The organism is Enteractinococcus helveticum, from assembly GCF_020742345.1.
GTDB classification, from domain to species: Bacteria; Actinomycetota; Actinomycetes; order Actinomycetales; family Micrococcaceae; genus Yaniella; species Yaniella helvetica_A.
Genome location: NZ_DYXC01000029.1, coordinates 37,911 through 50,973 on the forward strand (window position 1 = coordinate 37,911; position 13,063 = coordinate 50,973).

The 13,063-nt window shown below is 56.8% G+C and carries 14 protein-coding genes; 3 read left to right on the forward strand and 11 right to left on the reverse strand.

Annotated features, from left to right (window positions below; translation table 11 throughout):
• The first annotated feature begins 9 nt into the window (after positions 1-9).
• Positions 10-771: a GNAT family N-acetyltransferase gene (locus tag K8V32_RS02195; protein WP_303902187.1), complete on the forward strand. Its 762-nt coding sequence runs from the start codon at positions 10-12 to the stop codon at positions 769-771.
• A 56-nt stretch (positions 772-827) separates the two neighbouring features.
• Positions 828-3,125, forward strand: coding sequence for a DNA 3'-5' helicase SftH (gene sftH / locus K8V32_RS02200; RefSeq protein WP_369681029.1), 2,298 nt, complete (start codon positions 828-830; stop codon positions 3,123-3,125).
• On the opposite strand, the gene K8V32_RS02205 is transcribed toward sftH, so the two are convergent.
• From K8V32_RS02205 to nth, 9 genes are all read right to left on the reverse strand, one after another.
• A complete protein-coding gene (locus tag K8V32_RS02205; protein ID WP_303902190.1) occupies positions 3,088-3,459 on the reverse strand; it encodes an Rv3654c family TadE-like protein in 372 nt (123 codons plus the stop codon). The two genes, sftH and K8V32_RS02205, sit on opposite strands and share 38 nt — an antisense overlap.
• Positions 3,441-3,803 (reverse strand): TadE family type IV pilus minor pilin, encoded by a 363-nt coding sequence (locus tag K8V32_RS02210; RefSeq protein WP_303902193.1) that lies wholly within the window; start codon positions 3,801-3,803, stop codon positions 3,441-3,443. The genes K8V32_RS02205 and K8V32_RS02210 overlap by 19 nt, the downstream gene beginning before the upstream one ends.
• A gap of 52 nt (positions 3,804-3,855) precedes the next feature.
• Complete coding sequence (locus K8V32_RS02215) at positions 3,856-4,035, reverse strand: DUF4244 domain-containing protein (RefSeq protein WP_303902196.1); 180 nt, start codon at positions 4,033-4,035, stop codon at positions 3,856-3,858.
• A 61-nt stretch (positions 4,036-4,096) separates the two neighbouring features.
• A complete protein-coding gene (locus K8V32_RS02220; protein ID WP_303902199.1) occupies positions 4,097-4,531 on the reverse strand; it encodes a type II secretion system F family protein in 435 nt (144 codons plus the stop codon).
• Positions 4,528-5,151: a type II secretion system F family protein gene (locus K8V32_RS02225; RefSeq protein WP_303902201.1), complete on the reverse strand. Its 624-nt coding sequence runs from the start codon at positions 5,149-5,151 to the stop codon at positions 4,528-4,530. Before K8V32_RS02225 ends, K8V32_RS02220 begins: the two co-directional genes overlap by 4 nt.
• On the reverse strand, positions 5,148-6,356 hold the full coding sequence (locus tag K8V32_RS02230; protein ID WP_303902206.1) for a TadA family conjugal transfer-associated ATPase: 1,209 nt from the start codon (positions 6,354-6,356) through the stop codon (positions 5,148-5,150). The genes K8V32_RS02225 and K8V32_RS02230 overlap by 4 nt, the downstream gene beginning before the upstream one ends.
• On the reverse strand, positions 6,353-7,225 hold the full coding sequence (locus K8V32_RS02235) for a hypothetical protein (RefSeq protein WP_303902209.1): 873 nt from the start codon (positions 7,223-7,225) through the stop codon (positions 6,353-6,355). Before K8V32_RS02235 ends, K8V32_RS02230 begins: the two co-directional genes overlap by 4 nt.
• A 103-nt stretch (positions 7,226-7,328) precedes the next feature.
• Positions 7,329-8,135, reverse strand: a complete 807-nt coding sequence (locus K8V32_RS02240; protein ID WP_303902213.1) for an NUDIX hydrolase — start codon at positions 8,133-8,135, stop codon at positions 7,329-7,331.
• Between the two features lies 1 nt (position 8,136).
• Complete coding sequence (nth, locus tag K8V32_RS02245) at positions 8,137-8,919, reverse strand: endonuclease III (protein ID WP_303902216.1); 783 nt, start codon at positions 8,917-8,919, stop codon at positions 8,137-8,139.
• 196 nt (positions 8,920-9,115) lie between these two features.
• Between nth and acs the strand changes: the two genes are divergently transcribed.
• Positions 9,116-11,095 (forward strand): acetate--CoA ligase, encoded by a 1,980-nt coding sequence (acs, locus tag K8V32_RS02250; RefSeq protein ID WP_303902219.1) that lies wholly within the window; start codon positions 9,116-9,118, stop codon positions 11,093-11,095.
• Between the two features lie 76 nt (positions 11,096-11,171).
• Here acs and K8V32_RS02255 read toward each other — a convergent pair whose 3' ends face one another.
• Positions 11,172-11,327 (reverse strand): methionine/alanine import family NSS transporter small subunit, encoded by a 156-nt coding sequence (locus tag K8V32_RS02255; RefSeq protein WP_303902221.1) that lies wholly within the window; start codon positions 11,325-11,327, stop codon positions 11,172-11,174.
• Positions 11,324-12,952, reverse strand: coding sequence for a sodium-dependent transporter (locus K8V32_RS02260; RefSeq protein WP_303902223.1), 1,629 nt, complete (start codon positions 12,950-12,952; stop codon positions 11,324-11,326). Before K8V32_RS02260 ends, K8V32_RS02255 begins: the two co-directional genes overlap by 4 nt.
• Between the last annotated feature and the right edge of the window lie 111 nt (positions 12,953-13,063).

A 13,063-nucleotide genomic window follows, 5' to 3' on the forward strand; every position in this document is an offset into this window, starting at 1 on the left:
TCTAGGGGCATGGCTATCACTACTTCACTGACAGACGAACTTGCCACGGCGTGGCTGACCGGGCGTGCTCGCATTCGAAACTATCACCTGACCACTCAGGGGAATATTCATGCTGCCCTGCGCACTCCAGAGTCGGCTGAAGCCGGTGAAGACCTTTGGGAATACGTCGTCACAAATGCTTCCGATCATGTCCTGAAGGCTGTTGCAGAAGAAATCCTCAAAAACCCCAGCCGCCAATTAATTGTCGCCGCGGATCTGGCCGATGAGCCACAGCCTGCGGGATCGACCGCGAAACACTTTGCGGAAAAAACCGGGTTGCGTCCGATCGGTGTTGATGAACTGGTGATGGTCACCGATATGACCCAGCAGGATGTCGAAGAACCGATCATTCCCGAGCAGTTCACCGCCGAAGTCACCCGCAATGACGGCTGGTATCTGGTGGCTTTTAGAACCACGGATGAAGCCGATGTCGGTCCAGATAAGCTGGCCGCCCGCGGTCGTGTGGCGGTTGTTGATGGCACCTATGCGGTTTTCGACCAAATTTGGACGGCACCGGATTTCCGCCGTCAGGGTCTTGGCTCACTGACCATGCGCTATTTGAGCTCCTTGGCACTGGAACACGACGTCGAGACCGGGCTATTGATTGCCGGACTCGAAGGCCAAGCACTGTATACCTACCTGGGGTGGACGGCAATCGGCGATGTCGTCGTCCTTGGCCATCCTGATGTCAACCCCGAAGATCAGTGGGCAACGCAAACTTTCGAAGTGTAAGTATCGGCCACGACGAGGCTGCAGCCTACCTGGCGGAGCTTCTAGGCTATTCGCGGGTGCCCGACCAATTGGTCCATACCCGGGTGTTGCCAGAACGCACCGCCAGGTTTTCTGTATGGCCAGCAACACTGCCTGCCCAGTTCCGTGCTGCGGTGGGCTCAACCGGTGTGGAACAACCCTTTGCACATCAGGTTGCCGCAGCCCAGTTGGCGCTAGCCGGTGAGCATGTCGTCTTGGCAACCGGTACGGCATCGGGCAAGTCTTTGGCCTACCACATGCCGGTGGCAACCACGCTGGCCGATGGCATCTCCACGGCCCTATATTTGGCACCGACCAAAGCGTTGAGCGCTGACCAATTAGCCTCCTGGCAGCATCTTGCAGATCACGGGGTCAACTGGTTGCGGCCTGCCCCCTACGACGGCGACACGGATCCGCAGTCTCGGGTTTGGGCCCGTGAGCACGCCAATGTGCTGGTCACGAATCCTGATATGTTGCACGTTGGGATTTTGCCGAATCATCCGGCCTGGTCACAGTTTTTTCGGCACCTGAAATACGTGATCGTTGATGAGGCACACACCTACCGCGGGGTATTTGGTTCCCACGTGGCTGTGGTGCTGACGCGGTTGCGTCGCATTTGTGCGCACCTGGACAACACGGAGTTGGTCTTTTTCGGGGCATCAGCGACATCCTCGGCCCCGGCGGAGAGTTTTTCAGCATTGATCGGTGCGGCCGCTCGCAGTGTGGAAGAAGACACTTCGGGTCATGGCGAAGTCGTCGTAGGATTCTGGGAATCGGAATTTTCTGGTGCCACGGGAGAACACAATGCCCCGCTGCGTCGTTCGCTCATGGCGACGGGGGCCGATATGCTGACAGATCTGGCGGTCAATTCGATCCGTTCGGTCGCGTTTATTCGATCCCGACGCGGGGCTGAAGCCATGGCCCAAATCGTCAAGCGTCAACTCGCTGAAGTCCACCCGTCCCTCGTCGGACGAGCCGCAGCCTATCGGGCCGGGCTCTTACCGGAAGAACGCCGTGAAGTTGAAGAACAGCTCAATAACGGCAAACTTCTCGCCGTGGCGACAACGCCAGCACTGGAGCTGGGGATCGATATCGCCGGCTTGGATGGGGTGGTCGTCGCGGGCTGGCCGGGCACGAGGGCGTCGTTTTTTCAGCAGTTGGGACGAGCAGGTCGGGCTGGCCAGCGGTCTATAGCCCTCTACGTTGCCGGTGATGACCCAATGGATACCTACCTGGTGCATCATCCGCAGGCCGTCTTTGATCTAGCGGTCGAAGATAATGTTATCGACCCGCAAAATCCTCATATTCTGTCGGCCCACCTCTGCGCAGCAGCCGCTGAATTGCCTCTGCAACCCAGTGACCTTGAGGTGTTTGGAGACGCCGACCGTGTACGTGACATCGTCGAAGAGCTCACGTCAACTGGGTATCTGCGGCGTCGTCCTGCAGGCTGGTATTGGACTCATGAACAGCACGCTGCCGGTATGATCAGTCTGCGCGATGCCGGTGGCGGACCAATGCAAATTATCGACGGCGAGACGGGCGCGGTTCTGGGGTCGATCGGTGCCGAGCAAGCACATTCGCAAACACACCCAGGCGCCGTCTACGTTCATCAGGGTCGAACTTGGGTTGTTGAGCAGTTAGACGAAGACCATTCGACCGTGGTCGTGTTGCGCGCTGAGCCGGAGTACTACACGCAGGCTCGTGATGTCACCGATGTCGAAATCTTGGGCGAAGATGCCCGAATATATTCTGCTGCCGACAAGCTGGCGTGGGTGCACGGGCCGGTCAAAGTCACGAATCAAGTGGTGTCTTATCAGCGTAAGGAAGTATCTAGCGGCAAAGTCATTGACGAACAACCGTTGGAGTTAGCCGCCCGGGAACTCTATACCCAGGGGGTTTGGTTTACGGCGCCCTCGGAACAATTCATCGCTGCTGGGCTAACGACCGATCGATTGCCCGGTGCACTGCACGCGGCCGAACACGCAATGATTGGCATGATGCCTCTGGTGGCCTCCAATGATCGGTGGGATATTGGTGGCGTTTCGTTAGTGCTCCACCCCGATACTGAAGCCCCAACCGTGTTTGTTTACGATGGACATCCCGGTGGGGTTGGGTTTGCCACTCGTGGTTTCAGCCAGGCTAACACGTGGATTAGCGCGACTATGCATGCCATCGAAAACTGTGCCTGCGCGGATGGGTGTCCATCCTGTGTGCAATCACCGAAGTGTGGCAATCGGAACTCGCCGTTAGATAAAGCCGGAGCCGTCGTCGTCTTGAGATACGTGGCCGAGGCCTTGACTAGGGCTGTTTCGGTCCCGCCCGAGACTCAGCCGTAGCGTTTAGTCCAATCGGACTTGCGACACTGACCTGAATATGTGCTATTCCCGGGGCACGAATGTCGCAGGATTCCATCGTGGCACCGTGGGATGCGACCGTACTTTGTGCAAGCTCGCACGGCTCCCCTACCATGAGTCCTCGAGCGGCATCTGCTGCTGACAGTGCGGCTAAATCTGCAGCCACAGCGGCTCGCGAGGCGGCGATCTGGACTTGAATGAGCGTCAACGTTGCGACGAGCAATACCATCAGTGATGCGAATATGGTCAGCATCATGGCTGTGGATGCTCCGGTATCGTCAACGCACCGCTGACGGGCTAGGGTGATACGGTCCATTGATTTGGTGCTTTCGCTTGGGCACTGAGTTCGAGTGCCGGAAATAATCCCAACGGTCCAGGGACCGGGCTGGTCAGTTCAACGCTGGCCCAGGTGCCAGATGTTGAAGTCAATACCTGGGTCGAAGCCGTTGTCATATTCGTCACCGCGGACGTGATGGTGGCGGTGGACTCGCCACGTGCCAGTTGCCGAGCAGCCACGGCCGCGGCTTGGTGCAGCTTGGATTGCTGCATCCCTACGGCAATAATATTAATGAGCAGCGCGACAACGAGCACGACGACGGGCAGGATCACGGCAAACTCTGCGGTAACGGAGCCTGTGGTCGATTTTTTGACTGTGGTCATGGGGACTCCCTTGGAGTGGCCGGGGCGTTTGACCCCGGCCACAGCTGGTGGGTTAGAAGGTCAGGGCCCGTTCAATCAGGCCCTCTAGGAGTCCCTGCACGGCCCCCGACGATAACACTGCTGCTAGTAATCCAGCAAAGGCTACAGCTGCAAGTGTCACGATCGAGTACTCTGCAGTACTCGCCCCGGTATCATCGGTGAAATTGAGTTCAAATGGTTGATTGTGTTTCATGATGTTCTCCTTTGGGAGGTGGGTGGTATTGGTTGCCATATTTAGTTATGAGCTTGGATGGTCATCCTGGCAGCAGCGACAGGACCATTGGGACGATGCCTAGCAAAATGAAACTGGGCAGGAGGCAGATGCCGGTGGGCAGGACGAGACGGATGGCCAATTCTTGAGCAAGTTGTTCTGCTAGACGTTTGCGGTTAGCCCGCAGCGCGGTGGCTGCAGTAGTCAGCATGTGTGCGGAGGGAACTGCTGAAGAGTGCACAAAGCGCAGTTCGCGAGCAAGGACAGCCAGTTGTGAGTCTTCTACGGCGTCCTGCCATGCGGTGTCCCAATCCAGTCCCACTAAGAGTTTCTGCGAGACGTCAGTCAACCGTTGGCATCCTGGCAAGTGTCGTCCGGCGGCGGCCAATGCCGCGGGTAGAGAGCTGCCTGCGGCAAAGAGCTGCGACATGACATCTAGGACCAGTGCGGGGTCTGTCGTGCTGTGGAGATTTTTCATGGTTCTTGAGCCGTTCGAATCATGCGAGCGCTCCAGCGTCTGCCGATCACGGCTAAGCCGGCTCCAGCCACCAGTAATATCCATCCGGAAGGGGTGGTCAACAGCTCTTCTAGTGATGCTCCGAGCATGTGGGCTAGTCCGAGGCCTGCGACCGGAAGCCAAGCCAGTAAACGGGCGGTTGCTCGCGGCCCTGCCGAGGCTGCTTCGCGAGCCTGATGTGCGTCTTCACCGGCCTCGAGAGCATCGGCGAGACGATACAGGATGGTCGCTAAAGACATGCCAGTGTCTTGGGCCAGTGTGAGCGTAGCGGATAGTTGCTGCCATCCTGCTGGTTCGCTTGGTGCGGTGATGTGGGCAAAGTAAGGTTCGCCCAGGAGCGCGGCGGTGTGTTGGGTTACTAGGACGTGGTGCATACAGCATTTGGGGTTTCGGGTATCGGGGGTAGGTGAGGCTGCGCAGGGGGCATGGGCAGCCGCGACTTCCGGCCAGAGCTGACTGAGGGGCCGGCCAGCAGATAACAAGGCCGCCGCTTGGCGGATGACGGTGATGAACTCAGCGTGTTGTTGTGCGGCACGGCGTTTTGCCGTCACCAGATTTGCCACGGCTTTGAAGGGACTCATGCGGCCTCCTGTTGAGCCAAACCGTCCAAGAGTGCCAGTCCTGGACCTTCAATGACCTGGTGGTCAATTGTTTGGAGCACGGGCACCAGCGGCAGATGAGTATCTTGGCTGGCTTTGGATAGCAATGCGGCTTCGGCTGGATAGCGTTGCCCATGTTCATCTCGGTGTAAGTGCAGGACCAGATCAATGGCGGAACGAATTTGTGCTGCGGCAGTGACTGGATCTAGTCCGGCAAGCGCTGCCATGGCGTTGAGTCGTGCGGGCACATCGCCAGCAGAGTTTGCGTGCACGGTGCCGATGGCTCCACGGTGTCCGGTGTTCATCGCTGAGAGAAATTCAGCGACTTCTGCTCCGCGGCATTCGCCGACAATGACGCGGTCCGGGCGCATGCGCAACGCTTGTCGAATCAGAATGGGCAGACCAATTCCGCCTTGGCCTTCCGTATTTGGATCTCGGGTGGCAAGCCCAACGACATGTGGGTGTCGAATATCAAGTTCCGGGGTGTCCTCGATCGTAAGTATGCGTTGGTCGGGATCGACCGTGGCTAATAATGCGGCAAGAAGTGTCGTTTTTCCGGATCCGGTTGCCCCGGAAATCAGAATATTGGCGCGATGATGCATCAGGTGGTTGAGCACGTTGAGCCATTTTTCGGCACCCGGCCATTCGGCAGCCAGAGCCTCTACGGTGGGTTGGGTTCTGGAGGGCAACCGGATGGAGAGTTGTGGACCGGCAGTTGCAATCGGCGGGAGGACGGCGTGGACCCGTGCGTTGCCAATCTGGACGTCTCCAAAGGGCATGCCCTCGTCCAATCGTTTGCCGCCCTGACCAAGTAGTCGGACTGCCAGTGCGCGCGTCGTTTCTGAGGCCAGCACGGTTTGTGTTCGGTGTAGCCCAGCACCAGTATCGGTCCATACCCTGCCATGACCATCGACGATGATGTCGGTTGTGGTCGTATCGCGAGCAAATTCGGCCAGCGGCCCTAATCCGAGTAAATCATCGAGCAAGTATTGCATTGAACGTGATGCTTGGTTAGTCGAGGCGACTGACACATGCTTGGAAACAGCTTGCGCTACTAGTCCAGCAGCGGGCTGAGAGGGTTGGTGAGTACGGTCGGTTGCAGGTTTGAGCCGGGCCGCTAGCCATTGTTTGGCAGCAGTCAACCCGCCGGTCTTGGGTGGAGGTTTAGGTACCCATCCGCGTGTCATATCGCATCACCTCGTTGCATCCAGCGCCGCATACCGGCACGGCGTCGGGTGTTGTGCACTATGAATTCAAAGTCTCGGCGGGTTCCATACGGTGGGATGTCGTGAGAGAAATATTCAATGCGTTTATGCGGGGTCAGATCGACATAGAGCGGGCGGGCACCGTCGTCGATATGAATGACACGGCTTCCTGCTGCCGCCAGCCGCTGTGCCAGGAACAGATCTGCCCCGCAATCGATGACGGTATGGGCAAAGTGGTATTTTGCAGCCTGGAGTGTCTCGGGCAGCAGCACTGAGTTCAACGGGTTGGCTCGGTCAACCTGTAAAAGCATCGTCACGCCCTCCCAGGTGGGCGCATTGAGCATGTAGATGTGCGGCGATGGCATTTCAAAATCGAAGGTCAAGATATCGATGGCGTCGTCAGTGGCCTCGAGGATACTGCGCGATAGCGCTTCGGAAGCATCGGCATCGATCAGGACGACGCCCTGATCTTGGTAGGCGTAGGCCATGGCTGCTGCCAACATTTTGAAGCGCTCAGAACCGGTCTGTACCAGAGCCCACACTGTAGGGTCGACAGAGCTGGGAAAACAAGTGGTCACTAACCAGTGTTCAAAGGTGGCTTCGTGATCCGGGTAGTGCCACTGCTTATGGTCGGCGACGATAGTATTGTCGCCGACTTGGATCGTGGCAGCATAGGATGCATCATCATTGGCGTCTGCGAGCTCAACAATGTCCATACCCAGCGCAGCGATGACTGCATAGACAAAACGTGCGGCGTCGTCGCTGGCACTGCTGGTATCCACCAGCACCCGCATGAGAGTATCCGGCGGGGTTTTCTTACCTGGGAGAAATCTTCGTTGCGTGGTTGACATGCATCCAGCATCAACTCATTACATGTCAAACAGTGGGTGTTCGATTCGAATTGTGGAAAACAACCGGTGTGTTTGCCAGGGTGTGGACAGTGTCTGCAGCGAACTATTTTTGGCCGGTAAGGTCAACTTCACTGTGGTCGGGGTCGAAGTAGGCGGCCGGGACGGGTTTGGTCGCGTCCCATTCGGTGATGTCGATCTTGTACCGAGGATCCCAGGGCTCAGCCCAGCCGAGGAGTTCCAAGACTCGGTCAATGATCATCGCAGTAAACCCCCACACAAGTGTGCCGCCGACGGTGAAGGCTGGAGTACCGAAGCGTTGGTCAGCGGATCGGTCGGTTGCTACCGCCGTGACGCGGAGTTTTGGATCGACCAGATCGCCCACCGGGACACGAAAGACCCGGGTAGCTTCTTGGGTGGTGACCATTTCGTTGGGGTGTTGCCACCACCCAATCACGGGGGTGACTCGAAAATTGGAAACAGGCAGTGGTAGTTCGGGAAGCTTACCCAATGGAATGATGCCGTTGGGGTCGACACCGGTTTCTTCTTGCGTTTCACGTATTGCGCAGGCGATTTCGTCGTCGTCTTGAGGTTCTAGACCGCCACCGGGAAAGGAGACTTGTCCAGGATGATTTCGTAATGCTGTGGAACGCTGTGTCAGCAAGACATCGAGTTCTTCGGGCACGATGGTGCGCCGAAAGGTGGCCGGTCGGTCATCCATCGACCCGAACAGTAATAGTACCGACGCCTGGCGCGGGTCGATGAGATCGCTGATACGAAATGGCCATGTCGAGTTGTACTCTGGCAGGGTCGATGCAGGAGATACGGTGACGCGATTGGCGATATCAGGATGCACGGTGCCGTGGGTGTGCACGAGGGCGAGTAGGTCTGCGAGCGCGCCATCGAGTTGCATGTTAGGCCTCCCAAATATAACCGTCGGCCCGCAGTTCGGCGCGCGTGGCGCCGTTGACTAGGGCTTGATATATGTGTTCGCGGCCGGGGGCGAGCTCATAGGCCAACAGTTCTTGAGCGGCCTGCGGATTGATTTCGCCGGTACCTGCCGAGGGGCACCATTTGGCAACCGGGCAGGCACCACAAGCGGGTCGTTTGGCGTGGCACACGCGGCGGCCAAGGAAAATGACCCGGTTGGAGACTTCAGTGTAATCTTTGGGCTCAAATAGCGCTACGATGTCTCGTTCCACGACATTCGGATTGGTCGAATCGGTCCAACCAAATCGATTTGCTAACCGAATGACGTGGGTATCGGTGGTAATGCCGGGGACTCCGAATACGTTGCCCAGTACGACAAAAGCTGTTTTTCGTCCGACTCCGGGCAGCTTGACGAGCTTGTCCAAGGTACCGGGGACTTCACCGTCATGGTCTTCGATGAGTGCTTGGGAAAGTCCCAACAGTGCACGAGCTTTGTTCTTATAGAAGCCAGTGGAGCGAATGAGTTCTTGCAATTCGACCTCGGATGCTTGGGCCATTGCGAATGCATCGGGAAAACGTTCGAATAATGCAGGAGTGACGGCGTTGACTCGTATGTCGGTGGTTTGAGCGCTCAGTACCGTAGCAACCAACAGCTCGAAGGCGTTGGTGTAGTCAAGTTCCGCATGGGCGTACGGGAAGACCTCGCCGAGCACACGGAAGATCTTACGGGCTCGGCGCTTTTTGGCCAGCGGCGTCTCGTTCCTCACAGTGGTCCTTTCCTTGCATCGTTGCGTCTTATCCTAGGCTGCACAGTGAGGTCGGCGTCGAATCCGTGCAGATAATAGCGTAATGACCGTTCATCGTGACAACCATGACCGTTCAGCGCACGATGAATTTGAATGGCTTGGTCAAAACTCTTAGCATAACCCTAGATGTGACGACGATCACGACCGAAGGAGCCTCATGGTCACCACACACGAAATTGCCACCCAACAACGAGCACAAGAGCTCTATGCACGAGCCGATAAGGACCACCTGGAATACTGGGCGTCCCGGGCTCGTGCCGAAGTGCACTGGGATACCCCGTTTACCAAGATCCTCGACTGGACGAATCCCCCATTTGCGCGATGGTTTGCCGACGGGACAACGAATGCCTGCTACAACGCGGTGGATCGTCATGTCGCAGCCGGTAACGGCGACCGAGTCGCCCTGTATTTTGAAGGGGAACCGGGTGATTCTCAGGCAGTAACCTATGCCGAGCTGCTCGATCGCGTTTCCCAGACTGCTAACGCATTAGAAGCTCTGGGCGTAACCAAGGGCGACCGGGTGGCCATCTACCTGCCCATGTTGGTCGAGGCAGTTGTGTCGATCCTGGCCTGTGCTCGCATCGGGGCGGTCCACTCGGTGGTCTTCGGAGGTTTCTCAGCCGAAGCGTTGCGCTCGCGCATTGATGATGCTGAGGCCAAGGTGGTCATTACCGCGGATGGTTCCTACCGTCGTGGCAAACCGAATATGCTCAAGCCGATTGTCGACGACGCCCTGGCCAGCAACGGTCACACCGTTGAGCATGTACTCGTGGTGCAGCGCAATGGTGAGGACATTAACTGGGTCCAGGGCCGCGACCAGTGGTTCCACGACGTCGTTGATGCACAACCAACAACTCATGAACTGGTGTGGCACGAGGCAGAACATCCGTTGTTCATCCTCTACACTTCCGGTACCACCGGCACACCAAAAGGTATTCTGCACACCACGGGTGGATACCTGACCCAGGTCACTGCCACCGCACGCGATACCTTTGATTTACAGCCTGAATCCGATGTTTTTTGGTGCACCGCCGACGTCGGCTGGGTGACTGGGCACTCCTATATCGTCTATGGTCCAATGTCCAATGGTGCCACCCAGGTCATTTATGAGGGCACCCCGGACGCCCCACACCGTGGCCGCTGGTGGGAAATCGTTGAAAAATACGGTGTTACCATTCTCTACACCGCACCAACTGCAATCCGTGCGGCTATGAAGTGGGGCCGAGATATTGTAGACCGTTACGATCTGTCGTCGTTGCGGTTGTTGGGTTCGGTTGGCGAAGCGATCAACCCGGAGGCCTGGTACTGGTACCGTGAGGTGATCGGTCAGAATAATGGTGCAGGTACCGTGAACGAAGATGGCACTGTCACGCCTGGAGCTCGCAAGTCCGATCCGGTGGCCATCGCTGATACCTGGTGGCAGACTGAAACCGGCGCGCACATCCTGACTCCGCTACCCGCCCTGACCGCCGAGCAGCTCAAGCCGGGTTCGGCCCAGCGAGCCGTTGCCGGTATCGCCGTGGATGTTGTCGACGAAGAAGGCAACACCATGCAGGACACCTCCCAGGGGTTCTTGGTCATTCGTGAGCCGTGGCCGGCAATGGCCCGTACCATCTGGGGCGATGACCAGCGATTTGTGGACACTTACTGGTCGCGCTTTGACGGAATGTACTTTGCTGGCGATGGCGCACGTTTCGATGAAGACGGCGATATTTGGTTATTGGGTCGTGTCGACGACGTGATGAACGTCTCCGGACACCGATTGTCCACCACCGAGATCGAGTCCGCGCTGGTTGCCCACCCAGTGGTTGCTGAGGCCGCCGTCGTCGGTGCTGCTGATGAGACCACCGGTCAGGCAGTCTATGCTTTTGTCATTCTGAACGAGGACTCAAATGGTATCGCCCCCGATGAAGCCGAAGCGACTCTGCGCGAGCACGTCGCTTCGCATATTGGTCCGATCGCTAAACCCCGCAGAATCCTCATAACCAGTGACCTGCCCAAAACACGCTCAGGCAAAATTATGCGCCGTCTGCTCAAGGACGCCGCCGAAGGCAAGACTCAGGCTGACACCACAGCTCTGGCAACCCTGGCTGATCCGGCGGTGATGGAAGAAATCCTCAACGAGATGCGTGGCTAACCGCACAAGTCACGCCCAACGCTTCGGCCCACAACCAAACCGGTTGTGGGCCGAAGTTTTTTATAGGGTTGTAGGACTAGAGGGTTTTACCACCCAGGATTTCTCCTTCGGCTTCGCCGAATTCTCCAGAGACTTCATCCGGGTGACGTTGCAAGTTGATCATCGCAAAGACCACCCCACCGAAGACGGTGACGCAGGCGATGATCATCATGACTATGGCGATGGGGCTCATGGTGTAACTCCCTGTTCTGGTTCTGTTGCGGAAGCATGTTTACCCAGTGGCGGGTCGGTTTCATCAAGCGGGTATTCATTCGATGACCGTTCAGCGTATAGCGCTGAGTTTTTCGGCCATGGAATCAGGCTCAAGATGATGGCGATGACAATTATGCCAACGGCCATACCCCAACCAAACGTATTGACGTACCACTGTGGGTAGCCCCCGTAGGGTTCCTCAGCGGTAGTTTGGTTGAGGAATTCCGTTATGAGCATGTAGCCAAGGACTACCGGCAGCACGATGGCCACCAAGATCTTATAGACTGTGCCGAGCCGGAAGGATGAAACCTTGTTGAGGTGTGCAACGACACGGTTGAGACGGCGCAGCAACCATGCGACAACAACGACCGCCACGAAGGCTGCCGCGACAATACCAAAGTTGTTGACGAAGTAATCGAAAGTATCGAGCAGAGCGAGCCCTGACGTGGTACCGAATCCAAGCAGTGAAATCAGTGCGAGCAGGGTTCCTACGGTCCAGACCACCGTGTTTCGAGACCATCCGGTCTTGTCTTTGATTGCAGAGAAGGTGACTTCCAGGATTGAAATCATCGATGTGAACCCGGCAATGAGTAATGAGCCGAAGAACAAAATACCAATGACTGGTCCCAGGCCAAGTGGCGCTTGGGAGATAATTTCTGGAAACGCCACGAAGGCCAGCCCGATACCAGAGGTTACGACTTCACCGATCTGCACTCCGGCTGCTTGGGCCATAAAGCCCAGGGTGGCAAAGACGCCGATACCGGCTAAGATCTCAAATCCAGAGTTTGAAAACGCAACCACCAGGCCGGAAGAAGTCAGGTTGGTGCGTCGTTTCAGATAGGACGCGTATGTGATCATGATCCCGAAACCAACGGACAGTGAGAAGAAGATCTGGCCATAAGCCGCGATCCATACACTTGGGTTGAGCAGGGCTTCCCAATTCGGGGTGAAGAGCGCATCGAGACCCGAGCTTGAGCCTGGCAGTGTTAGCGCGATAATGATCAGAATAAGGAACATCAGCACAAGCAGTGGGATCCCGATCACCGCGGCTACGCCGATACCTCGACGCACCCCAAAGGCGAGGATGAGTAGCGTAGCTACCCAGATAATCAGAAGCGGCCAGAACACACCCGGAACGAGTTCGAAGTTGAATCCTGGTGTTTCTGACATTTGCAAGTATTCTTCGAAGAAGTATGCGTTAGGATCATCTCCCCATGCTTCTGTTGCCGAGAAAAAGATGTACATCGTAGCCCAGGCCAAGATGGCTGCGTAGTAGATACCGATGATCACACAGATCATTGCGTGCCACCAGCCAACGGCCTCGGTTCTCTTATGGAGGCGGCGGAAGGTCAACGGTGGGGAACCTTTAAATCGGTGCCCCAGTGAGTAGTCGAAAAACAACAGTGGAATACCGGCAGATAGCAGCGCGACAAGGTACGGAATGATAAATGCGCCGCCACCGTTTTCGTACGCGATGTATGGGAAGCGCCAAATATTTCCCAACCCGATTGCAGATCCCATAGCCGCCAAGATAAATATCCAACGGCCACCAAAATCTTCGCGCACTTGGGTTTTTGTTGGCGCAGAAGTTACTTGAGAGGACATTTCTACCCCTTTAGAGCAGGCGATGTGAGCAGAAGTCACTACATGACTTATGTCACCAAGATTACGCCTTGTCAAGCATTAGAACAACATGTCCGGCACAATCAGGCACGG

What these genes read in the sequence shown, in the direction of transcription:
- K8V32_RS02195 (WP_303902187.1), top strand. Translation starts at nt 10, where the DNA reads ATGGCTATCACTACTTCACTGACAGACGAACTTGCCACGGCGTGGCTG.
- K8V32_RS02205 (WP_303902190.1), bottom strand. Translation starts at nt 3,459, where the DNA reads ATGGACCGTATCACCCTAGCCCGTCAGCGGTGCGTTGACGATACCGGA.
- K8V32_RS02210 (WP_303902193.1), bottom strand. Translation starts at nt 3,803, where the DNA reads ATGACCACAGTCAAAAAATCGACCACAGGCTCCGTTACCGCAGAGTTT.
- K8V32_RS02215 (WP_303902196.1), bottom strand. Translation starts at nt 4,035, where the DNA reads ATGAAACACAATCAACCATTTGAACTCAATTTCACCGATGATACCGGG.
- K8V32_RS02220 (WP_303902199.1), bottom strand. Translation starts at nt 4,531, where the DNA reads ATGAAAAATCTCCACAGCACGACAGACCCCGCACTGGTCCTAGATGTC.
- K8V32_RS02225 (WP_303902201.1), bottom strand. Translation starts at nt 5,151, where the DNA reads ATGAGTCCCTTCAAAGCCGTGGCAAATCTGGTGACGGCAAAACGCCGT.
- K8V32_RS02230 (WP_303902206.1), bottom strand. Translation starts at nt 6,356, where the DNA reads ATGACACGCGGATGGGTACCTAAACCTCCACCCAAGACCGGCGGGTTG.
- K8V32_RS02235 (WP_303902209.1), bottom strand. Translation starts at nt 7,225, where the DNA reads ATGTCAACCACGCAACGAAGATTTCTCCCAGGTAAGAAAACCCCGCCG.
- K8V32_RS02240 (WP_303902213.1), bottom strand. Translation starts at nt 8,135, where the DNA reads ATGCAACTCGATGGCGCGCTCGCAGACCTACTCGCCCTCGTGCACACC.
- acs (WP_303902219.1), top strand. Translation starts at nt 9,116, where the DNA reads ATGGTCACCACACACGAAATTGCCACCCAACAACGAGCACAAGAGCTC.
- K8V32_RS02255 (WP_303902221.1), bottom strand. Translation starts at nt 11,327, where the DNA reads ATGAGCCCCATCGCCATAGTCATGATGATCATCGCCTGCGTCACCGTC.
- K8V32_RS02260 (WP_303902223.1), bottom strand. Translation starts at nt 12,952, where the DNA reads ATGTCCTCTCAAGTAACTTCTGCGCCAACAAAAACCCAAGTGCGCGAA.